Below are 22,735 nucleotides of genomic sequence, written 5' to 3'. Positions count from 1 at the left end.
TTACTTAATCTTCATGGATGCTTTGATAAAATACAGAATCAGCAAGGCATAAGCCACCAGTGCCAGTAGTTGAGACAGGGTATTGTTGAGCCATGCCTCATTGACCAGATTGATGCCGCCAAAACGCATCGCAGCACTCACCACGCCCATCAAAGCACCACCGGCAATAAAGCCCGATGCCAACAGTGTACCCTTTTCACCACGTTCGGTGTTGAGAGCCGTATCTTTGCTGCGGGTTGTTACGTACCAGTTGACCGCTCCACCCACTACAAGCGGAACATTCAGCTCCAAGGGGATGAACATACCCAACGCGAAAGCCAGTGCCGGAATCTTCAACAAGGTAAGTACCACAGCCAGTATAGCACCGATGCCATAGAGCAACCAAGGTGCACCGACACCGCTCATCAACGGCTCGATTACCGCTGCCATCGCATTGGCCTGTGGAGCGGCAAGCGCACCGCTCGTAAAACCGTATGTTTTGTTGAGGATAATCATAACGCCACCCACGGTAGCTGCCGACACGATGGTGCCGAGAAACTTCCACGCCTCCTGCTTGGCGGGCGTACTACCCAGCCAGTAGCCGATCTTCAGGTCGGTGATGAAACCGCCTGCCATCGAGAGTGCCGTACATACCACACCACCCATCACCAAAGCTGCCACCATACCCGAAGGGCCTTTCAAACCGATAGCCACCATCACGACCGAAGCCAGAATGAGTGTCATCAGCGTCATGCCCGATACCGGATTTGTACCCACAATGGCAATTGCATTGGCTGCCACGGTAGTAAACAGGAACGAGATGCCTGCCACCAGTAAAATAGCCACTACGGTGTGGACAATATTGCCCTGCATCACATCGAAGTAGAAGAAGAGGAACACCAGAATGAGTGTGATGATAGAGCCGATGGCGATAATCTTCATCGACAGGTCGCGTTGCGTACGCATAACATTCTTCTCTGCGTCGTTCTTGCCGCCCATCTCTTTGGCTGCCAGCCCGACAGCACTTTTGATGATGCCCCACGACTTGATGATACCGATCACACCTGCCATGGCGATACCGCCGATGCCGATACTCTTGGCGTAGTACTTAAATATTTCTTCGGGACTCATAGACCCTACGGTAGCGGTAATGTCGGGGTTCCAAGCGTTCAGTACACTGTCGCCAAAGAAGATAGACATGCCCGGAACGATGATCCACCATACTGCCAGCGAACCGAGACAGATGATCGAAGCATACTTCAACCCCACGATATAGCCCAGACCCAGTACGGCTGCACCGGTGTTGACTTTGAACACCAGTTTGGCTTTCTCGGCCAGCATCTCTCCGGCACTGCATACGCGTGTGGTGAAGTTCTCGTTCCACCAACCGAAAGTTGCTACAATGAAGTCATACAATCCACCGATGATACCTGCCATCAGCAGGGGTTTGGCCTGACTGCCGCCTTTTTCGCCCGAAACGAGAACCTGTGTAGTAGCCGTTGCTTCGGGAAAGGGGTATTGCCCGTGCATATCGCTTACAAAATACTTACGGAAAGGAATGAGGAAAAGAATGCCCAATACTCCACCCAGCAGAGAGCTGATAAATACCTGCAGGAAGGTGACGGTCATTTCGGGGTATTTTGACTGAAGAATGTAAAGTGCAGGAAGGGTAAAGATGGCTCCCGCTACGATAACGCCCGAACAGGCGCCGATGGATTGGATGATGACGTTTTCGCCCAGTGCATTTTTGCGTTTGGCTGCTCCCGATACGCCAACGGCAATGATGGCAATGGGGATGGCTGCTTCGAATACTTGTCCCACTTTCAGTCCCAGGTAGGCCGCGGCTGCCGAAAATAAGATAGCCATCGCGATGCCCCATGATACCGACCAGAAGTTTACTTCAGGATAACTCTTTCCCGGACTCATGAGCGGGTTGTAGACCTCGCCTTTCTTTAGCTCCCGGAACGCATTCTCGGGCAGGCCCGTGAATTTGTCTTCTTCTTGTTTCATAGTTTTCTTATAATTTATGTTTTTGAGCTTCAAAGAAAGCAAAAAAAAGGAGAATCCGAAAGATTCTCCTTACTCTTGTTGTCTGTTTTTGTTATTTAGCGTCCTTTGCCGTCATATCGCCTTCGATGTAGAGGCGAACCATTTCGGTTTTGGCATTGGTGCGTAGGGTAATCGATTTTTTAAAGTGTCCCGGATACTTGCCCGTTCCATTGTAGGTAACCTTCAGTGTTCCCGTCTTGCCCGGCATAATCGGTTCTTTGGTGTATTCGGGCACCGTACATCCGCACGAAGCTACCGCCTGATGGATAACCAATGGCGCATCGCCTATGTTTGTAAAGGTAAAGGTACAGTTTACGATGGGATTGGCTTCGGGGAAAGTTCCGAAGTTGTGCGTGGTTTTATCGAACTTGATGTCCGCAGTCGTTTGTGCATAGGTATATGTAATACCCATCACTAACATGGCAACTAAAAAGAGTGCTTTATTCATACTCTGTTTCATTTTATGGTTTACTAATGTGCAAAGGTAGAAGATTTTTTCGGAAATAATGCTGTATCTTTGCGAAATAGTATTAAAAAGCATTGAATATGAATGGTAAGAATCTTATCATGGCAGCCCTGCTCTTATGGTTGTGCATCTCTTGTGATAAGGGCAAGGAGATGACCCTCTCGGGGCTGAACGTCCGTGATTTCCAAACAGAGATAGACGGGCAGCTCACGAATCTTTTTGTTCTGAAAAACAAAAACGGCATGGAGGCCTGTATCACCAACTACGGCGGACGTCTTGTTTCGCTCATGGTTCCCGATCGCAACGGAAAGCTCGAAGACATCGTTTGCGGTTACCCCACCATTGCCGACTATCTGGCGCAAAAGCAAAATTTCGGAGCCACCATCGGACGCTATATCGGACGGATTCATCACTCTACTTTTACCCTCGATTCGATTACCTACCGGCTCACCCCCAATACCGGCCCGCATTGTGCACACGGAGGTCCTCAAGGCTTTGCCTCTAAGATATGGCAGGCCGAACAGCTCGATATCAATGCCTTGAAGCTTACGCTGCTCTCGCCCGATGGTGAATGTGGCTTTCCGGGTCTTGTGGAGGTGCATCTGGTATACCTGCTTACCGACGACAATACACTCGATATCAGGTACGAAGCCGAAACGGACAAACCCACGGTGCTCAATCTCTCGCACCACTCGTTCTTTAATCTCTCGGCCGATTTTACGACGAGTGTCGAAGATCAGCTTCTTTTTATCAATGCCGATGCTTATACGCCTTACGATTCGTTGAAGTGTGTCACCGGAGAGATACTTCCGGTAGCGGGCACGCCCTTCGACTTTACCACGCCCCACTTGATTGGCGAGCGCATCGATACCGACATCATGCAGCTTAAAGCGATGAAGGGCTACGATCACAACTGGGTGCTCAATACCGCGGGCGATGATACGAAACTCGCTGCACGCCTTACCGACCCCAAGAGCGACCGTAGTCTCGAGGTGTATACCGACGAGCCTGGCTTGCAGGTATATACCGCCAATGGTTTGAGTGGAGCGATGGTGGGTAAGAGAGGAATCGCGTATCCCAAACGCAGTGCCGTATGCCTCGAAACGCAGCACTTTGCCGACAGCCCCAACCAACCGCAATTTCCATCGACGGTACTTCGCCCGGGCGAGAAGTACAAGAGCCATTGTGTCTATCGCTTCGGTACGGTTGCATCCGAGTGAGACGAAACAAACGCACGGTTCATTCGCCGGCAATGCATAATGCATCTGCCCCGAATGAACCGTGCGTTCTAGTTTCTTTCCTCTTACTTCTTTTGCAGCTCAAATCCGAGCAACATACCGTCGTACTCGTTGGCCAGCTTCGCAGCCGTTTGGGTGATCGAACTCTTACTCATGCTACCTAGAAAAGAGAGTAGTTTGAGCAAGGCATCGGCCTCGAAGGTCAGCGACATCTTGTTTCCGACAGCTTGCGCCTTGGCACTCATACCGATAAGGCGGGCGTACTTTAACTGTACCTTTTCGGTAGCGCTGTTGTACGAGTAGGTACCCGTGTACTTCTTGCTGCCGAAGGTGTTGACAAACGTGCTGTCGGCATTGAACGTGAAGCCGAACTTACCCGGAACGATGCCTATCTTGGCACATTGCGTATTGAGCTCTTTCTCAACGGCTGTTGCCGCTACGCTGCCTCCGGCTTTCTTCAACAGGTTCTCCGATTCGAACTCGCAGGCAGTACCTGCATAACTCCATGTACCGACCATGGCTGGCTTGTTTGCCTTTCCGGTCACGGTATTTACCACCTTGCCTATATTCTCCTTACTAAATAAGTCGCTCCACGATTGCGCCTGTAGATTCCCGGCTGCCAATAGCATACAAGCAACAATGGTTACTGATTTTACGTGTTTCATTGTCATTCGGATTTTTATTTTTGATTCACTTCTTTGTTGATTGATTCGATGTAGTCGAGTATCTCCGTGCGTCCCAATCGGTTGTCTGAAGAGGAGATGAAGTAGGGGGGGAGTTCCTCCCAATGCTCGCGCAAGGCACGCAGGTAGTCGTTGATGTTCATCTTCAACCGTCCTCCTTTGAGCTTGTCGGCCTTGGTGAAGATAATCGAGAAGGGCACACCGTTTTCGCCCAGCCACTCCATGAATTCAAGGTCGATCTTCTGCGGTTCGAGGCGGCAGTCGATGAGCACGAAGAGGTTCGTCATCTGCTCGCGTTCGAGGATATAATCTTCGATGATGGTGCGTATCTGATCCTTTCCTTTGAGACCGCGGCGGGCATAGCCGTAGCCGGGCAGATCGACAATGTACCAACTGTCGTTGATGAGGAAGTGGTTGATGAGCATCGTCTTGCCGGGGGTAGACGAGGTCATTGCCAATCCCTTGCGGTTGGTCAACATATTGATAAGGCTCGACTTTCCTACGTTGGAGCGGCCAATGAAGGCATACTCGGGAAGTGTACCTGCTGGACACTTGGTGACGTCTGTGTTACTAATCACAAACTCGGCATTACTTATTTCCATATTCTTTTTCGTTTTTCAATTTTTACTTTGTTATTCTTTTAGCCGACAGGGCATAGAGACCTGCAAAGGTCAGTGCCCCGTTCAGCATGAGTAGCTCGTAGCCGAATCGGTAACCCGTTTGCTGCTCTGTCAGCCGGCCGATGCCGTAACAAATCAACGGTGATAGTATGGCTACATACGGTACCCATCGATCTTTTGCAGACCGCTTGGTGAATAGCCCGAAGGCAAACATCCCCAGCAACGGCCCGTAGGTGTAAGAGGCAATGATGTAGATGGCATCAATGACACTCTTGCTGTGAAGCGCTTCGACCAGGCAGATACATCCCACGAGTAATACCGACAGAAGCAGGTGCACCCGTTGGCGTTTGCGCCGCGCCACTGCTTCGCTGTCCTTGTTCGTGTCGAGTAGGTCGATGCAGACAGTGGTGGTCATTGCCGTCAGTGCCGAATCGGAATTGCTGAACGCCGCCGCAATGATACCGATGGTAAACAGTACCAATACCGTCTGCCCCAGGTATCCTTGTGTGGCAAACATCGGCAGTATATCGTCATTGGTAGCCGGAAGCACCAGATTCATCTGCGATGCCAGTGCGAGCAGCAACACCCCCAGCCCTAGAAAGAGCAGATTGAGCGGCACGAATGAGAATCCGTAGCAATACATATTCTTCTGAGCCTCGCGCAGGTTACGGCACGAGAGGTTCTTCTGCATCATGTCCTGATCGAGCCCCGTCATCACGATAACAATAAAGATACCGCTAAAAAACTGCTTGACGAAATGTTGGCTCGACATCCAGTCGTCGAAGACGAAGATACGGCTGTGTGGGCTTTGTGCAATGGTTTGCACCACCTCTCCCCAGCCCAAATGCAATTGTCCTGTAACGAATACGATGATACAGATCAGTGCTACCACGAGGCAGAGCGTCTGCAACGTATCCGTCCATACAATGGTGCGAATACCGCTTTTATGCGTATAGACCCATACCAATCCTACGGCAACAGTAGCAATAGCCCAAAAGGGAATGCCCATGGCTCCGAACACATACGTGTGCAGAATAAGGCAGACCAAATAGAGCTTGGCAGCCGTGCCCAACATGCGCGACAATAGGAAGAAGAACGAACCGGTGCGATAGCTTCGCCTCCCGATGCGCGTACCCAGATAGCTGTAGATACTAATCAGGTTCAGCCGATAATAGAGCGGCAACAGCAGGTGCGCCACTACCATATAGCCGAAGAAAAAACCGAGAACGGTTTGCATATACGTCATGTCCATGCTGCGCACCATGCCCGGAACCGAAACGAAAGTAACACCCGAGATAGAAGCACCTATCATGCCGAATGAAACGATGTACCAAGGCGATCGATTCTCGCCTCTGAAAAAAGCAGCATTCGATCCCCCCGTTCGCCCTGTAATGCGCGCTATCAGTAGGAGTATGGCAAAATAGCATACAATCGTGATTAGTATCATCATAACGGCTGCAAAGGTAGCACTTATTTTGCATTTAGTAATTGTATCTTCGTAATTGATTACTATCTTTGTCGCACAATAACACGTTTACATCATCACATTATATGAATCAACAATACCCTTCCACACTGCTCGAGAAAGCGGTGGGCGAGTTCTCCAAACTGCCGGGCATCGGGCGTAAAACGGCTATGCGGTTGGTACTTCACCTGTTGCGACAAGATCCATCGACCGTCGAAGCCTTCGGAAACTCCATCATCACCCTGAAGCGAGAGGTGAAATACTGCAAGGTCTGCCACAATATATCCGATACCGAAACCTGTCAGATATGTGCCAATCCACAGCGCGATGCCTCGACCATTTGTGTGGTAGAGAACATCCGCGACGTAATGGCGGTAGAGGGTACGCAACAGTTTCGCGGGCTGTATCATGTACTGGGCGGCATCATCTCGCCCATGGACGGAGTAGGACCGAGCGACTTGCAGATCGACAGCCTGGTGCGCCGCGTAGCCGAAGGAACGGTGAAGGAGGTGATCCTCGCACTCAGCACAACGATGGAGGGCGATACGACCAACTTCTACATCTACCGCAAGCTCGATAAGATGGGCGTCGCGCTCAGCGTACTGGCACGAGGCGTTTCGATAGGCGACGAACTGGAGTACACCGACGAGATAACCCTTGGACGAAGCATCGTGAACCGCACCCTATTTACAGGCAAATAATACAAAAACTACATACAACCCGATGAAAGAACAAATACAGAAGACCATAAAGATACTTAAAGCCGCTTACGTGGCGGTGTGGGCACTTCCGATCTGCTACATCGTACTAGGCGAAACCGATTTGATTCCCGTAGGTGCGCTGGTCGATGACAAGAGCGGCAGCTACTTTATGGAAACGGCATGCATCCTGCTTGCAGCCCTCTCGGTGCCTTTGTCGCTGAAACTATTCAGCTTGGTACTCAACAAGAAGATCGATACCTATACCTTTCCCGTAGCCTTGAGCCGATACAAGCTGTGGAGCTTGGTGCGGTTGAGTATACTCGAAGGCAGCATCTTGTTTTGCCTCACGGGCTATTACCTCACGATGAGCAGCACAGGCGTACTGTGTGCCTTTATCGGACTAACGGCCACTCTCTTCTGCATCCCCACGGAGAAGAAACTGTACGAAGAACTGCATATCGGCCCCGAACCACCCGAAAGCGAAACATAATACCCCGAACTCCCATGAAGCTATCCGTCATCATCGTTCACCGTAACCTCAAGTATCACCTTGAGCAGTGTTTGCACTCACTCTATCGTGCCATAGAGAATATCCAAGCCGAAGTGCTGATTGTTGATCATGCATCCGACGATGATTCGCAGCGGTACATAACCCAACGCTTCCCCCGTTTGACTTATGTATGCAACCCTCAAGACGCAGGTGTTATCCCCCCTGCCAACCAAGTGATGGGGCAGACCACCGGAGAGTATATCTTGGTGCTGCACCCCGCTACGGTGATAGGCGAAACAACCCTGACTCGTGCCGTCGATTTCATGGATGCCCACCCCGCAACAGGTGGAGCAGGGGTAAAGGTAATGGCGAGCAATGGCCGGTTGCTTTCGGAAACCGTCTCGAAGCGGGTTTTTATGCTGTTGCGCCGACAGGCTATCGACAGCTACGGACGGTTGACAGAGGGGTACGAGCATTCTTGTCTGCCTGTCCAAATACTTCACTACAAAGGAGCAGGAGAGGATAAGGTATCGGCACAAACGGGCAATAAGCTCTATCAGGCTGTGTCTCTCTTCCTTCGCAAGCTACGCCGACAGACCGGCGAACCACGCTTTCTGGTCTTTGCCGGAGAGAAGAGCGTGCACAGCATCCGCAGCCTTTGCAAGCGCAACAAACTCAATGGTCGGCATCATTTCGTGATAGCCCACGAAAGGTCTACCGCTCACGGACATGCCTCTACGTTCGTGCCCTCGGGGGCTTTCACCCATGTGGTGTATGATAGCGAGGCTTTCTCTTTCGACCGGATGATCGAACTTCTTTCCCGCCACCGGCAGAAGGAGTTGCATCTGGGTATTTATAGCCGGGTGAGCCGTGTGCTGGTAACACCCGAAACGTACTACTTATAACAAATATGAAACGAACTTTTTTAAAGAACAACCGCATCCACCTTCGTGCCGTAGAGCCCGAAGATCTGGAGGTGATGTATGAAATGGAGAACGATCCCGCCATGTGGGACGTCAGTAGCTTTACCGTGCCCTATTCGCGCTTCGTGCTGCGACAATATATCGAAGGTTCACAATGCGATGTGTTTGCCGACAAGCAGCTGCGGATGATGATTGTCCGCAACGACGACAACCGTACGCTGGGTACGATCGATGTGACCGACTTTGTGCCTTTGCACTCGCACGGTGCCGTCGGCATTGCCATTCACCGGCTGTTTCGCAACGAAGGCTATGCGGCCGATGCGCTGAGGCTGCTGTGCGATTACGTGTTCGAGTTTCTCTGCATCCGTCAGCTTTATGCCTACGTGGCGGTCGATAATGAAGCGAGCCTGCACCTGTTTCGTGCCTGTGGATTTGTGCAGAGCGGTGTACTCAAAGAGTGGTTGCAAACTGCCGACGGCTTTCGGGATGCTGTGCTGATGCAGTGTCTCAACCCGAAAAGGTAGGACTTACAAATTACATACGTACCTAAATAAATTTAGGTACGTACCTACGTTCAGCTACATACGTATGTAACCAACCGTTACATACGTATGTAATTTTATTTATGCACGTATGTAAATTTTGCTACAATACACAAGGTTTCATTTTTTATGTAAGGCATAACCCGACGCTATTAGTTGAGCGATGGTACTTGTGGGAAGCGCGACCACGCTTCGTACTTGCTGCCTAGCTTTTCCAACGATTTGCGCCACATGTCCTTGCTCTCTTCAGTCAATAGGTAGGAAGCCTTCTCTTTGCTAATCATCCACGAGTTTTCGGTAATTTCTCTTTCCAGTTGTTCGTATTGCCAACCCGAATACCCCAGAAAGAAACGTATTTTCCCTTCAACGGGATTGCCTTGTAGTATGTATCGCTTGATGGCATCGAAGTTTCCGTTTATATACAGTTCTTGATTTACCTGAAAAGCCTCCGGAATATCGGGCAATGTATGAAGATAGAACAGTGTGTCCGTACAGATAGGCCCTCCTTTGAAAAGTGGTATCGTGTCAATATACTTAAATTCGTGAATAAGATGATTGAGCGAAAGTGGGAGCTCTTTGTTTATTATTAAGCCCATTGTACCCTCGTTCGTGTGGTCTACAAGGAGCACAACCGAGCGTCTGAATGTTACATCGCAAAGGAAAGGCTCAGATATGAGTATCTTTCCTTGCGATGGAAGTACATTGTTCGATTCAATTTTAAAAATGTCAGCATCATTATTCATGCCCCTAATATAATAATTTTTTTTAGGAACAAGCGTTTTGTTGCTCTATTTTAAATATATTTCTATTTAAGTGGATGATTTTCAGCAAACAAACTCATCCGTCTGTCCAATTCAGCATATTGATGCTCTCCTATAAAAGAGGTGCAAGCGCGTAACCCCTCTTGATGGCTGCCGGTGGTAACGAGCGATATTGCACTTACGCCATAATACATCAGCTCTTTGGCCAATTCGCCACTCGTCATACCCGGATAGCCGATAGTGAAGTAAAATCCGTCGGCAATGGGTTTTCCCAAATCATTGTCATACACCAAGTGAAATCCATGACGTAGGAAGATTTCCTTCAGGCGATGTGCTCTTTCTCCGTATACCTTTACCTCATCGAGGAAGTTATACTCTCCGTCATTAGCTGCTTTCAGCATGGCTGCCATTGCAAACTGAGCCGAGTGGCTGGTGCCTGAGGAAAGTGCGTAAAGCACCCGATGTATGAAGACGGTGCCGAAAGTACCACCTCCGTAACGCTTGGTTAATCCGGGATAGGAGCGATGATAGAGCTTGTCGGATATACAGCTTACGCCAATGCGCTGTCCGGCATAGCTAAAGGCTTTCGAACCCGAAATGAGTAGAATGTAATTATCTGTATAATGTGCCACAGTCGGTTGGTACGGAGCTTCGAACGGTGTGCTAAGATTCTCGCGGAAGTCCATGGCAAAGTAAGCCAGGTCTTCGAGCACGATCACATCGTATCGGGTAGCAAGTTGTCCGATGATGCGTAATTCTTCATCGTTGAGGCAAATCCAGCTTGGATTATTGGGGTTGGAGTAGATGATGGCCGAGATATTTCCTTTTTGGAGATAGCTTTCCAGTTTGGCTTGCAGCTTCTCTCCGCGATAGTCGTACACATCAAATGTTTCGTACTTTTGTCCCATCACCAACAGTTGTTGTTTCTGTACCGGAAATCCCGGATCGATGAATAAGATGGTGTCTTTCTCCTCGTTGCACTGGCTGCAAGTAAGGAAGGAGGCAAATGTTCCTTGCATCGAGCCTGTTACCGGCACACAGCCTTCGGCTTTGAGATCCACATTAATAAAAGCTTTGATAAATCGAGAGGCTTCTTGCTTCAATTCGGGCAGGCCGTTGATGTCGGGATAGAGGCTGGCTATGCCATTTTGTAGAGCTTCGATCTCTGCTTTTACACCGACTGCCGATGCGGGTAGTCCGGGTACACCCATTTCCATTTTAATAAACTCAACACCCGATGCGGCTTCTGCTTTGGCAGCAATGGCTTTTACTTCGCGAATAGTCGCTTTAGAGAAGTCGACTATTTGAAATTCACTGATCGTTTGGTCGATCAAGTGACGCTTAATTGGAGTATCTTTCATATTTCTGATTTCTACTAAGAATAAATTTTATGATACAAAGATAAATTAAATTACTTATAATCAAGCATAGAATAAAAAAGATGAAAAATATTTCTTATCAGCTATTGCAGGTATGAATAAAATATCTACCTTTGTAACCGCAAACGAGAGTGTTTGTACTGAAAATACTAAATGGTTCGGTAGTTCAGTTGGTTAGAATACCTGCCTGTCACGCAGGGGGTCGCGGGTTCGAGTCCCGTCCGGACCGCAAGGCATAAATGGCCTACATTGCATAAAGCAGCTCTAAATATAATTTAGAGCTGCTTTTTTTGTATCTGATATACTTAAGTCTTTTTCTTTTTTTGATATAAAAACGATTCACCATTAAGGGTATGATAATATTTGGTTTGTTATTCGGCTTATTTATTATTGGTATTGGATTTTTTGTGAAGAAATATCCAGATACAATTGCAGGCTACAATACGATGTCGACGCAGAAGAAGAAAATGTCGATATAGAATCAATTGCAGCGCTGTAATATAATGCGCTTAAAGACAGATTATATTAAAATTTCGATGCTGTAATAGGTTCGTCATTTCTCACTCAAAGTTTCCTTAATTAAACTATCTACATCAAAGCCTGTCGTATATGTCCTTTTTTCCTCAATCTTTTTTATTTCTTTGACTAATGTGTGAGGCTTTACCCTTCTTGTCATTTCTATTTCCATCAACCTGTTTGGATACCTTTTACGTATTTGATCAATATCTTTCATGAAGAGCGAATCATTTCCCAAATACAAAGCGGTAGCTGCCTGTTGAAGAAAGAAAGCACCTAGACTATCAGGATATTCTTGTAAAACAACTTCTAGATACTCTTTGCTTTTGCCAAAACTTTGGTGTGCCAGATCGAGCATTTCTTTGGCCGACTGAAATAAACCTAATTGAAAAAGGTATTCTCCGGTGATGGCTCCCTTTTGTGCTGCGCAAGTTTGCACAAAAAGAGCCGCATCCAATTCTCCCAATTCGGTTAGCAGTTTGGCTTTTACACCATAATAGTCCGGATTAAAACTATCTATTTGGAGTGCTTGATCTAAAAAAGTGATGCATTTATGTGTAGAGTCGATATCGTAAGACGACATCATTAACGAAATAGCTTTTTTATAGTAACGATCGGCTTGTGGATGAATATGATGGGGAGTTATATCTACTTGTTTGCGTGGGGAACAACTAATCATAAATCCAATAAGAAAAAAGAGAATAGTTAATCTTATAGACGTAATACCTTTCATGGTTCTGTTCATTCTTTTTGTGTGTTTTTAATAAGGTAGATGAAATAAAGAGAGAACTTTTCGTAGTTAACAACTACGAAAAGTCTCTTTTCTGTGTTGAATTGTGACGATGCTTTACAAACCTAATTCTTTTTTAGCCCAGGCTTCATCTTGAAAGTTTATTTTGTATAAATAGATGTTAGCCATATTCCACCAGCCGTTTTGTCCCGAAGATACCAGTGGGTCTGCGTTTCGTCGAGCCTCCGGAATAAAGCGAATATATTTATAAGCTTTATCTGCCTCTACTTGTTTATCGGGAGTAGCGTGTCCTCCTCTGGATGTAGGCATAGTGAAGTTAATCGTTTCGGCCTTAACCCAATCACTATCTACGTTTGCTCCGGTTGTACTAACCCATACGCCCGCACGTTTTACGTCTCCTCCGCCATCACCATTATGTCTGCCATCATATTCGATGCTGAATGTTTGTATGGGTTCTTTGAGGTTAAACTGTACGTAATGGGGCTTTCCGCCAGGGGAGACAGCGCTCCATAAAGTGTGATAGTATGTTGTGACTATCCCATCAATCAATCCGGGGATACCTTGTCCATCACCACTTTGTGTGGCATTAGCAGAAATCATAGCTGCTGTGAGGTCTATCTTTATGCTTCGAGGCGATTCGTTTGAGGTTCCTACCCATGATACCGGAGTTTCCGTTTCCATTCCCGTAGGTCCGTACGTCATGAACTTAAAAGAGTATTCACCAGCAGCTTTGTAAGTATGATCAATAATAAAGCTGGTTGTTGTATTATCGTTAATCTCTTTTTTTATTGTTTTTCGTTGTACGGCATCATAGTATTCGATCGATATTTTTGTAAAATCAACCTTATCCGGCATTTGCCATTTCAAGTTGATAAATCCTGCGCCTGGTGTAGCTATAGGGTTGAGTACGTTTTGCGGAGCAACGGGAATGAATTTGTCTTGTGTTACCGTCACTACGAACGAACTATTTTCGCTTGCATCGGGGCTTCGGAATGTGATACGACCAATTCGCTCTTGCTCCTTAATATTGGGTTTGATTACAAAGCTTTCGGATGCAGCACGCAGGGCTCTGCTAGCTGGTGTAGGAACAATCCATTCTTTGGCCTCCTCCTCTATTTCGTATGTATATGCTATAGCAGGACCGTTAATGTTGAACGGAATAGTGATCGTTTTGCCCGATGCTTCTATACGCTGATTCAATACAGATTCGTCTGCTTCGACAATATACCCTCTTTTTTGTTGCTTGATAAGGAAAGTCGAGGTGAAGTTGTAATTCTCCGACGATTGTAATGTTACAGTACAATATCTAACAACCGTATCTGTGTTTTGATCTAGCTCAAATTGTAACTCTTGCGCAGATATATTCTCCGGCGCACGTGTGACGGCTGATATTTTGGAGAACCTTAGCCAGCTAACCGTGTCCGGGACGATTATATTATCTAAATTCAAATTGGTACGTACCGGAATGGAAACCTTTTTTTCTTGCGCACCTATTTCCTTGATATAGCCATCTTGTTTGCCCTCTTCGCCTACCAGAATTGCTGGCTCTAAACCAAATTGAGTAACAACAATGTCGTATGCCTGGTATCCGTATGAAATAGAAATACGCGCCATACGCACTTTGTAAATCTCGTTTTTACCGACCGATACGATAACTTTATCCTGCTGCCTTTCAATCTGACACCATTCGGCATTCGATTCGGCTTGCCAATTAGTAAACTCTACATTGGTCTCGACATATATCTGGCGTTCTCCACCTTCCAAAGGAAATAGAATAGGCGATTGATTTTTGTCCGAAACAACCAATGTTTTCTTTTCAAATTCTGTTTGGTAATCGGGAGAGCACGAAACTATTCCGGAACTCAGCCCCAATGTACCTATCATTGCTATAATTATGATGTTTTTTTTCATCTCGATTATTTTTTCAGATTCTACTATAATTTGTCTGCTCTCGGGTTAAATTCAAACCTCAGTTTAGCTTTTACCTCCCGATAAAGATCGGTAGATTCTATGCGATACTTATAATGAAGCCGAAACTCTTTGTAATATGTTGCACGTCCGTCGGGTGTTTTGATAATATTCAATAAATAAGTATTGTCATATTCTCCTATAGGAGTCAGTTGTACCACGTCGATTGTTTTGTATGGCTTTATTATTAGCTCGTTCGATAATGGATTTTCGGGCAACTGTTTACCTATTTCCAATGCAATACTTTTCTTATTGATGTTGTTCAGTGCCTTTTTATAGTCGCCCATATCCTCATCTCCTGCCAACAACCGAACGGATGTTTGTGTAAGAGGAAATACCCGATTGGCATTTGTAGGACGTCTAACTTCTGCACTTCCGTCTGCTTTGGGTATTACAACCGTCGAACTTGTGTAATTGTAAAATGTATTTTCCTTAGTGGTTGCATAATTGTTTTTACGGTGAATGCGCAGTAATACGTGTCTTTTTTTAGGATTATAATTCCATGTTTTTAGCGAATCAATTTTATAATCCAGAAAATAGATTGTATCTGGCGATAGTTTCTCCAAACTCTTTAAGTGCACTGGGAAGTGAACCTTTGAGGTACCGGCTGCTATCTCCATCTGCATATTGGGAAATGTATAGCATTCGGTGGGCAAGAGTTTGGCAAAACGATCTTTCTCAATATCAAAGTTTGATTTATTGTATGCTTTAAGCAAAGAGTCCGATTCTAATATCCCTACGGTATAAGGTTCGATAGAGGGTTGCGAGCCGCTTAATCCTGCTACTAGGAAGATGGTATCGCCTTCCGGCCGGAGTGTAGCGACTTGGCGATCGTATACCAACTCATTGTTGCTGAGTAGATTTACTTCTTTCTTAAACTGTTCTTGGTCGAAATCATATTCATTGCACGAAACCAAAGTGATAAGTGTTGTACAAAGTACGATATTTGCTAATTTTTTCATTTTCGAGTCGATTATTTTCATGTGATGATTATCTGTCCCATCCATAGTTTTGATCCATGGCAGGAACCTTTAATAATTCGCTGTGAGGCAAAGGCATAAATACCATTCTGGGTTTGGCCACCCGGTCACGAATGTTTTGTACATCGATACTGACAAGATTGAAGAACCCTTCATTTCCGTTAGCATTTGTTCTATCTTTTTGTACGTCGAGTCCTCTCCAGTTTGAAGTATTGGCATCTTCTTCCAGATAGGTTCCCCACCTGCGGGTGTCGAAGTACCGATAGCCTTCATTGAACAGTTCCACTTGTCGTTCGTTGCGGATGATTTGTTCAAATGTAGCTTTGTCGGACATATCGCCCGGCGATACTCCCGGTAGGCCGACGCGATAGCGTATCATGTTAAAGTAGGTACTCATTTCGACCAAATCGCGTGATACACTTACTTCTGTATTCACTCCCGAAGCATCCGTAGTTTGTACTGTTACCGTTCCTTCTACATTATTCAAAGCCTCTATGTATTCCAATAATACCTCTGCATAACGTATGATAGGGAAATGTTTTGGTCCTGTGATAAACGAACCTTTCACCCCTCCTTTACCCTCGGCAAAAGAGTCGTCCGGATGAATATATTTAACAGGAGTATAGCCGCTGATACAGTAATCGTTTATATTGTTTCCCGCACCGGCTAGTCCGGCATCAGTATCATCTCGCGAATACCAGAACTGTCTGTTTACATAATCCGATCCTCCGGCTGAAGCTGAATTCATAGGCCATACTCTACCGGGAAAGCCAATGGAAGCATAGAAACGGGCAGAGCGATTGTTGTACATTTGCGGAACGTTCTCTTTGAGCAGATACTCTCCAAGTTTCTTATTACTTCCTATGGTTTTGGACAAATCTGCCTCGTAGGGATATTCTGCCGATGCGTTGTGGATGGTACGTCCATCTGCCATTAGAAAGCAGTCTACTACTCTTTGAGGTACAGACATACCTCCCCAACCACCGAATTTGACTGGGAATGAGTGGCGTGTGTAACCCGTTACTCCTGATGAAGGCATTGTCCAGATAAGCTCTTTATTGGTTTGTGGTATGGCTTCGCCGTTAAACATATCAGCAAACGAGCGGATCGGATCAATTCCTCCTGCACCATTTGGAAAAGGAGCTGTAGATACATTAGGAGCTAGTGGATAAGGATTTTTAGGGTCTTGTTCTACCCGGTGCAATTCGTAGTAGTTCAAGTTGATAACCTGTTTGGCTGCAGCTGCTGCTACCGCCCATCGGGTAGGGTTGTAAGTTTGGCTGATATAGTAGGCACCATCACTTTGACGCTTCCAGTTTCCGAAACTTCGTCGGGCTGCCTCTCCACCGTTAAATAAAGGGGAAGCCTGAAACAGACGCAAACGGGCAATAAACGCCAAAGCCGCTCCTTTAGTTGGACGGACATAGAAGTTGATGTTCTGTTGCTCAGGGCCGTAAATGGCTTCTGTTGCCAACTGGAATTCTTTACATATATAGTCTACGGACTCATCGTAGGTAGCACGCTCTCTGTTATAGTATTCTGCCGATTCGGAGGTTGGCAAAACTTCGTCGCCCACAATAAGTAGTGGCCCCCAGTTCATGAGCAAGTGATAATAGGCATATCCTCTCATAAAGTGCACGTAGCTTATGTAGCGTCTGCGTTCTATTTCGCCCATATCTTCTACTTTGCTTACGTTTTGCAGCATCTTGTTACAGCGCGCTATGACTCTGTACATATCAGACCATAAAGAAGTGATGGGTAGATTTCGCTCATTGATTTGTCCGACGGAGAATTGAGCCCCCCAGAACTCTCCGGTTTGCCATCTTACGGTTAGTTCGTCCGAAGCCACTTCTCCCGGATTCCACGATCCTCCCCAGATAGAGCCTGCATCCGGAAAATAACCGGGGGTATTCCATAGATATCCCTCTGCATTTTTCTGGCTGTGAAAGATGGAGTCTTCTTTGAACGTAGCTTCAAAGTAACGATCAACGTCTAAAAAATCGCAGGAGCTAAAAGTTAGCGAGGTTCCTGCCAAAATTCCTATTATTATTTTTATTAGTTTTTTCATTGGATTATTATAATGTAGTGACTAGAATTTCAAATAAATCTGGAAAGTATAAGTTGCTGGAATGGGGTAGGCTGCTCCGTTGGCAGAAGCCTGTTCCGGGTCAAAATACTTGACTTGATCAATTGTAAATAGATTGTTGGCTACAAACTCTAAATCAATGGCCGACAATCCGGTTTTTCTGATCCAGTTTTTATCTTTAAGTCTATACTTCAGACTGAATTCTTGGAAGCGCAAGTATGAACCGTTCCGTTTCCAAAAAGTGGAGAGTTTCGAATTGTTCGTGTTTCCACCGTAGGATAATCGAGGAAATTCTGCATTCGGATTCTCTGTCTCAGTTGTTCCTGAGTACCACGCGGGCGTCCAGCGGTTGGCAGGGTTATTGGCCAATTTAATCACATTGCCCAACTCTCCGCTATGAAAGGGAATCCATCCGGCATCGTTTCCTAGCCCCGAACGGTAGTATTCTACTTTGGCTGCTCCTTTGAACAAGATACCCACTGACAGATTTTTCCACTGGAAGTCTCCACCAAATCCGTACATCACACGTGGTAGTTGATTCCAGTAGGATAATGGAACCTGGTCGTCTTCATTGATGCGTCCGTCGCCATTCACATCCCGGTATTTAATATCTCCCGGACGTATACGGCCAAAAGCGCTTTGATCCGGACTTGTATTTATTTCCTCCGAACTCTTAAATAGCCCTTCCGAAATATAGCCTCTTAGGATATTGAAAGGTTTATTTGTTACACTTAGATAGTCGTAAGGGAGCTTGTTCTCTTCGAAATAATCGATAATATTCTGCGAGAATGTATAGTTGGCACGAAGTGTAAAGTTCATATCGCGGTTTATTTGATGGAAATATTGGATATTGCCATCAGAACCGTAACTGTGCATGCGTCCTACGTTCGATTGTGGAACGGTTACTACACCCACATACTCCGGTAGTGTGACGCGTTGCTGGAATATTTGATCGCGTACATCATTGAAGAAGTCTACTGTAACAGAAAGCTTATCTTTGAAGAATTTGGCATCAATACCGAAGTTAGCCTTTTTAGAAACCTCCCATTTTAGATTGTCGGCTCCAGTGACTCTCTCTCGAATACCATTTCCCCGGTATCCCCAATATGTTCCTGTATTATTGTCAATCAAAGTTAGATAAGGGAAGCGATTACCACCAATTTGGTCGTTTCCGCTGAGTCCGTATGATGCACGGAACTTTAGGAAGCTCAACCACGGAATCGTTTGATTTACCCATTTGTAGGCAGTAGGAACCCAACCGGCAGCGATCGAAGGAAAGAGGCCGTATCGTTCGCCTTTTTTGAACTGTGCCGAGCCTGTATAACCAAAGTTCATATCCAGGAAGTAGCAATTGTCATAGCCATACGACACGCGTCCCGATACATTTTGTCGGCGGGCAGGAATAGCGTTGATTCCTAATAGGTCTCTCGTCCACGACGTACTCTGTACCTCTTCCATATAGTAGAAAAGGAGTGCACCTACATTGTGTTTATCGAATGTACGATTCCAGTCTGCTTTGGCTTCCAAATAACTCTTTTTGAATTGACTTTCATTACGGAGATAAATCAAACTTTCCTCTGCGGTACGTAATGATTTGATTAAGAGCCCTTGTGCGTTTCTACCGGATGCCCGATACATATTGGGCCATACTCTGCGTGTTTCGCTGAAGAATGTTTGGTATTCGAGCATGGCTTGAGCCGACAGATTAAGTCCTTTTAAGAACCCGCCGAACTCTTGCGAAAGCTTAACGGTGGTTAGATTACGTTGTTCTTCTTCCGACGAATACCCCGTATAGTTGAGCATGGCGTATGGCGAAGCTAAATCCTGTCTACCATACGTAGGTAGTGTGCCATCCGAATAAGTTACCGGAAACATAATGGGTGTAAGCATCCGTACAGCATTCCACACATATCCAGTCGATAAACCGCCCGGACTTACTTTGGTATTAATATTTCCATCAACACCGAAGTATAGTTTGGTGCTTTTCGTTAAATTCATGTCGATATTGGCACGATAATTCAGCTTTTTATAAGAAACAGGTTTCTTAAATACATTTTCTTGTTGTTTGTAGGCTGCCGACTCATCCTGATAGCCCAGAGAAACGAAATACGTCGCTATATCTCCACCTCCTTTGGCGTTGATGTAATATCGTTGCTGCATAGACGTTTTATTGATGATTTCATCAATCCAGTTTACATCTGGAAAAAGATCCCGATCCAGTCCATTCTCTATCAAATCTAGATCCAATCGGGTATATAGATCGGCGTCACCCGACATGGCTTTGGCTTCGTTGGCTAGTTTTGCATAGTCAAACGCTCCTAAGTATTCGGGAAGGCGTTTGATCCGAGATATTTGCAAAGTAGCACGACCCGTAATCTCCAGCTTTCCGCTACCTCCTCTTTTGGTAGTTACCAGCACTACTCCATTGGCTCCTCTTACACCATAGACTGCGGTTGCCGAAGCGTCTTTCAGAATGCTGAACGACTCTACATCGTCAGGGTCAATGTCTGAGAGCTTACCCTCTAAGCCATCGATGAGAACCAATGCTCCCGATCCTGCACCGAAAGTACTGATGCCTCGAATCCAGAAGTTGGAGATGTTACTTCCCGGCTCTCCGGAGGTTTGCATAGTGATTACACCTGCCAGACGACCTCCCAGCATATTGTTGATGGAAGTTGCCGGCGAACTGAGTTGAGACATCTCAATATTGGATACAGCACCTACAATGGATATTTTCTTTTGCGATGTTAATCCAGTAATCACTACCTCGTCGAGCAGCTCCGAATCTTCTTTCAATACTATTTTGAGCTTATCCATGTCTTTGTTGATAAGCATTTCGACCGGTTTCATTCCGATTGCCTGAATGACCAGTGTGGCATTGGCGTCTACCTTTATCCGGAATTTACCTTCCAAGTCGGTGGTTGTTCCTACGCCAGGCATGTTTTTGATAAAAACCGATGTTCCGGGCATTGATTCTCCTGTTTCATCCACAACTGCTCCTGAAACTGTATATTGTTTTTTTGCTTTGTTTTGTCCGTTACTTGTTATGGGGAGTATGGCCATAATAAGGACTAACAATAAAAGTATTTTTTTCATATTTTTGATAGATAAGATTATTCAATAGATAGTTTGCGGATTACCTTGTTTTGTGTATCTGCTACATATATGATTTGACCGTCACCACTAACGGCAACACCACAAGGTCTGTCAAATTTGGCTATTTCAGGTCCTCCATCTCTGTAGCCTCTTGCTCCGGGTAGACCGATTGGAGTAGTTACTGTTGCTCTGTCTATTGGCAGTGTCGTATCAATCATCCGTATACACGAGTTACCGGTGTCGGCAATATACATTTTTCCATTTGCCGTAAAGCTAATCTGTCTCGGGGTATTAAATTTTGTATTTCTGAGCAAACCGTCTTCCCAGCCCTTGCCTGCTTGTTTTCCTTCTATAATTGCTTTTCCGGCATAAGGCTCACCTCGATAATCCTCCGGGCTTCCTTCCAGATCAGCTATGTTTACACGCCAGATTTGGTTCTGATCTGCTAATGAAATATAAAGCATATTCTCTTGTCCCGGTACCGGGCTAAAGGCGATATACGAATCGCTTCCGTCTCCTGCTGTTCCTACTTTTTTTAATAGAATTTCGGCTACGCGTGTACGAGGGTTGATTCTTACAAGTTGTCCTTTCCACATCACAGTGTATATGTTTTTGTCGATTTTATTCACTACGAACCCGTGTTTCCAGTTTCCTTCATCAATGGTTTTGGTGTCTTCGGTCTTTAACAAACGCAACAAACGAGGGGCGTAGTTTAGTGCCTTGACCATTTGGTAGTAACCGGTACCCGGATCTTCAGGCACAAAAACTTGTTCGTTGTCTTTTTCGTCTGAGAACGCAGGTGCATTTATCGTATTTGTACCGTACTTGAGTACAATGACTGAGTTCGACTTCAATGAGGCCATTACGAGGTTTCCCGATACTCCTTCTCCTTTTTCGTTGCGTGAGGTTACATTTGAGTCTGCACCGTAGAACGAGCGTTCCGAGATAAATACATTGTCTTCATTGTCGAGACAAATATAACAAGGAGCTGATAAAGTGGCTGAGGTTAAATCGCCCCCTTTGGTCGGTAAATTATTATTGTCGGGAGCAGCTTGTCCAACCACGGTTGTCACTGTTGTTTGGGTTTTGTACAGAAACTGCTCTTCGGCTTTTCCCGAATAAACCTTACCATCGGATGTTGTTCGTTCTACAATGATGTTCATCTCTTTTTTATAAGTAAGCCCCGATGGCACTAACATATAAATTTTAGATCCGTTGGAGCTTACCAGCCCCGCTCGATGTTTTACCCCCTCTACATCTTCGAAGTAAACTCGCATGCCGATTGTATCGGAGCCAAAATTTTGTCCTTCAACGATCATTGGTGTGGCAATACCTCCCGAATCAGGATAAAAACCTTCTACTTGAATAGGTTGATTAGCATCAAATGCCCTATATTCCGCCCCTGTCTTTGTCTTATCTGTACATGCAGTTAAAAAAAAGCAAAAGGAACCAAGCAATGTGGTATAAAAAAATAAATTGCGCATTGTTTGAGTTGTTTTTAAAGTTAACAATAGGATTGATTTGAAAAAAAATATTTTATAAGTTATAAACTCTTTTTGTATCATAATTCAGATTTGATAAATAGCTGAAAAACAGTATCTATCCAGCCCTTGTGGTATTCGAGGGATGACTTTTCTTGCTTTTCATAGGTTGTCTTGTTCGATTAAAATGATTCACTTTACAAAATAATAGTCTTTTGTATTGATTCTCTTGTTTGTTTAATAATTTCTTTGTTTATATTTTCATAGGCTATTTGTTTTAAGAAATTGTATTATTACATTATCTATTAATTGTGGTTTTTGTTTTTGATAAATATTCTGCATGAAATAGTACGTTCTTCATGAACTTGGCGTATTTGTAATTTGTTGATAATGAATTGCTTGATTCCTTTTAGTATATGTTTGGTTTTATTGAAAAAAGATAGGCTGTTTATTCCTTTTTATGCGATTTGTACACCTAGTATCTACTTACTCAATTTATATAATATTAATTTATATATAGTTAGTATTTTTCTTTGTATTAGAGTTTGGATTATGAGATAC

Annotated in this window: 19 protein-coding genes and 1 tRNA gene; 7 read left to right on the top strand and 13 right to left on the bottom strand. The window is 45.3% G+C overall.

Annotation, left to right across the window (positions count from 1 at the left end):
• Nucleotides 1-1,989, bottom strand: coding sequence for an OPT family oligopeptide transporter (locus TY03_RS08870; RefSeq protein ID WP_042369003.1), 1,989 nt, complete (start codon nucleotides 1,987-1,989; stop codon nucleotides 1-3).
• A 91-nt stretch (nucleotides 1,990-2,080) separates the two neighbouring features.
• Nucleotides 2,081-2,476, bottom strand: a complete 396-nt coding sequence (locus tag TY03_RS08865; RefSeq protein WP_042369367.1) for a DUF1573 domain-containing protein — start codon at nucleotides 2,474-2,476, stop codon at nucleotides 2,081-2,083.
• A gap of 98 nt (nucleotides 2,477-2,574) precedes the next feature.
• Here TY03_RS08865 and TY03_RS08860 point away from each other — a divergent pair, with 98 nt between their 5' ends.
• The gene (locus TY03_RS08860; protein WP_042369002.1) at nucleotides 2,575-3,714 is read left to right on the top strand and encodes an aldose epimerase family protein; all 1,140 of its coding nucleotides are present in this window, start codon (nucleotides 2,575-2,577) and stop codon (nucleotides 3,712-3,714) included.
• A gap of 83 nt (nucleotides 3,715-3,797) precedes the next feature.
• Here the strand turns inward: TY03_RS08860 and TY03_RS08855 are convergent, their stop codons facing one another.
• Genes TY03_RS08855 through TY03_RS08845 form a run of 3 tightly spaced genes read right to left on the bottom strand, consistent with a single transcriptional unit; the run spans nucleotide 3,798 to nucleotide 6,485 of the window.
• Complete coding sequence (locus TY03_RS08855) at nucleotides 3,798-4,397, bottom strand: DUF4923 family protein (RefSeq protein WP_042369365.1); 600 nt, start codon at nucleotides 4,395-4,397, stop codon at nucleotides 3,798-3,800.
• Nucleotides 4,398-4,411: 14 nt separating this feature from the next.
• Nucleotides 4,412-5,017, bottom strand: coding sequence for a ribosome biogenesis GTP-binding protein YihA/YsxC (gene yihA, locus TY03_RS08850; protein WP_042369000.1), 606 nt, complete (start codon nucleotides 5,015-5,017; stop codon nucleotides 4,412-4,414).
• A gap of 22 nt (nucleotides 5,018-5,039) precedes the next feature.
• Entirely contained in the window at nucleotides 5,040-6,485 is a 1,446-nt protein-coding gene (locus TY03_RS08845) for a sodium:solute symporter (protein WP_042368998.1), read from the bottom strand.
• Between the two features lie 101 nt (nucleotides 6,486-6,586).
• Here TY03_RS08845 and recR point away from each other — a divergent pair, with 101 nt between their 5' ends.
• The 4 genes from recR to TY03_RS08825 are packed head-to-tail and all read left to right on the top strand — an operon-like array spanning nucleotide 6,587 to nucleotide 9,138.
• Entirely contained in the window at nucleotides 6,587-7,201 is a 615-nt protein-coding gene (gene recR / locus TY03_RS08840) for a recombination mediator RecR (RefSeq protein WP_042368996.1), read from the top strand.
• 22 nt (nucleotides 7,202-7,223) lie between these two features.
• A complete protein-coding gene (locus tag TY03_RS08835; RefSeq protein WP_042368994.1) occupies nucleotides 7,224-7,691 on the top strand; it encodes a hypothetical protein in 468 nt (155 codons plus the stop codon).
• A 14-nt stretch (nucleotides 7,692-7,705) separates the two neighbouring features.
• Nucleotides 7,706-8,596, top strand: coding sequence for a glycosyltransferase (locus TY03_RS21420; RefSeq protein WP_052332432.1), 891 nt, complete (start codon nucleotides 7,706-7,708; stop codon nucleotides 8,594-8,596).
• Nucleotides 8,597-8,601: 5 nt separating this feature from the next.
• Nucleotides 8,602-9,138: a GNAT family N-acetyltransferase gene (locus TY03_RS08825; protein ID WP_042368992.1), complete on the top strand. Its 537-nt coding sequence runs from the start codon at nucleotides 8,602-8,604 to the stop codon at nucleotides 9,136-9,138.
• A 170-nt stretch (nucleotides 9,139-9,308) separates the two neighbouring features.
• On the opposite strand, the gene TY03_RS08820 is transcribed toward TY03_RS08825, so the two are convergent.
• Entirely contained in the window at nucleotides 9,309-9,899 is a 591-nt protein-coding gene (locus TY03_RS08820) for a YqgE/AlgH family protein (protein ID WP_042368990.1), read from the bottom strand.
• 62 nt (nucleotides 9,900-9,961) lie between these two features.
• Nucleotides 9,962-11,278 carry an aminotransferase class I/II-fold pyridoxal phosphate-dependent enzyme gene (locus TY03_RS08815; protein WP_042368988.1) on the bottom strand — a complete coding sequence of 439 codons (1,317 nt, stop codon included), beginning with the start codon at nucleotides 11,276-11,278 and terminating at the stop codon, nucleotides 9,962-9,964.
• 173 nt (nucleotides 11,279-11,451) lie between these two features.
• Between TY03_RS08815 and TY03_RS08810 the strand changes: the two genes are divergently transcribed.
• Nucleotides 11,452-11,525 (top strand) — tRNA-Asp (locus TY03_RS08810).
• A gap of 124 nt (nucleotides 11,526-11,649) precedes the next feature.
• Nucleotides 11,650-11,775 (top strand): DUF3784 domain-containing protein, encoded by a 126-nt coding sequence (locus tag TY03_RS23220; RefSeq protein WP_148335605.1) that lies wholly within the window; start codon nucleotides 11,650-11,652, stop codon nucleotides 11,773-11,775.
• A 74-nt stretch (nucleotides 11,776-11,849) separates the two neighbouring features.
• On the opposite strand, the gene TY03_RS08805 is transcribed toward TY03_RS23220, so the two are convergent.
• The 6 genes from TY03_RS08805 to TY03_RS08780 all read right to left on the bottom strand — a co-directional run bounded on the left by TY03_RS08805 (nucleotide 11,850) and on the right by TY03_RS08780 (nucleotide 22,177).
• Nucleotides 11,850-12,557, bottom strand: a complete 708-nt coding sequence (locus TY03_RS08805; protein WP_042368986.1) for a hypothetical protein — start codon at nucleotides 12,555-12,557, stop codon at nucleotides 11,850-11,852.
• Nucleotides 12,558-12,659: 102 nt separating this feature from the next.
• Nucleotides 12,660-14,474, bottom strand: coding sequence for a BACON domain-containing protein (locus tag TY03_RS08800; protein WP_042368985.1), 1,815 nt, complete (start codon nucleotides 14,472-14,474; stop codon nucleotides 12,660-12,662).
• 23 nt (nucleotides 14,475-14,497) lie between these two features.
• Nucleotides 14,498-15,493 (bottom strand): BT_3044 domain-containing protein, encoded by a 996-nt coding sequence (locus TY03_RS08795; RefSeq protein WP_042369362.1) that lies wholly within the window; start codon nucleotides 15,491-15,493, stop codon nucleotides 14,498-14,500.
• A gap of 28 nt (nucleotides 15,494-15,521) precedes the next feature.
• Complete coding sequence (locus TY03_RS08790) at nucleotides 15,522-17,579, bottom strand: RagB/SusD family nutrient uptake outer membrane protein (RefSeq protein ID WP_042368983.1); 2,058 nt, start codon at nucleotides 17,577-17,579, stop codon at nucleotides 15,522-15,524.
• 21 nt (nucleotides 17,580-17,600) lie between these two features.
• Entirely contained in the window at nucleotides 17,601-20,693 is a 3,093-nt protein-coding gene (locus TY03_RS08785; RefSeq protein WP_042368982.1) for a SusC/RagA family TonB-linked outer membrane protein, read from the bottom strand.
• A gap of 17 nt (nucleotides 20,694-20,710) precedes the next feature.
• Nucleotides 20,711-22,177, bottom strand: coding sequence for a hypothetical protein (locus TY03_RS08780; protein ID WP_042369361.1), 1,467 nt, complete (start codon nucleotides 22,175-22,177; stop codon nucleotides 20,711-20,713).
• Between the last annotated feature and the right edge of the window lie 558 nt (nucleotides 22,178-22,735).

The organism is Bacteroides neonati, from assembly GCF_000499785.1.
GTDB classification, from domain to species: Bacteria; Bacteroidota; Bacteroidia; order Bacteroidales; family Bacteroidaceae; genus Bacteroides; species Bacteroides neonati.
Note: the sequence above shows the minus strand (reverse complement) of the source record. Positions and strands in the feature narration are given on the sequence as shown.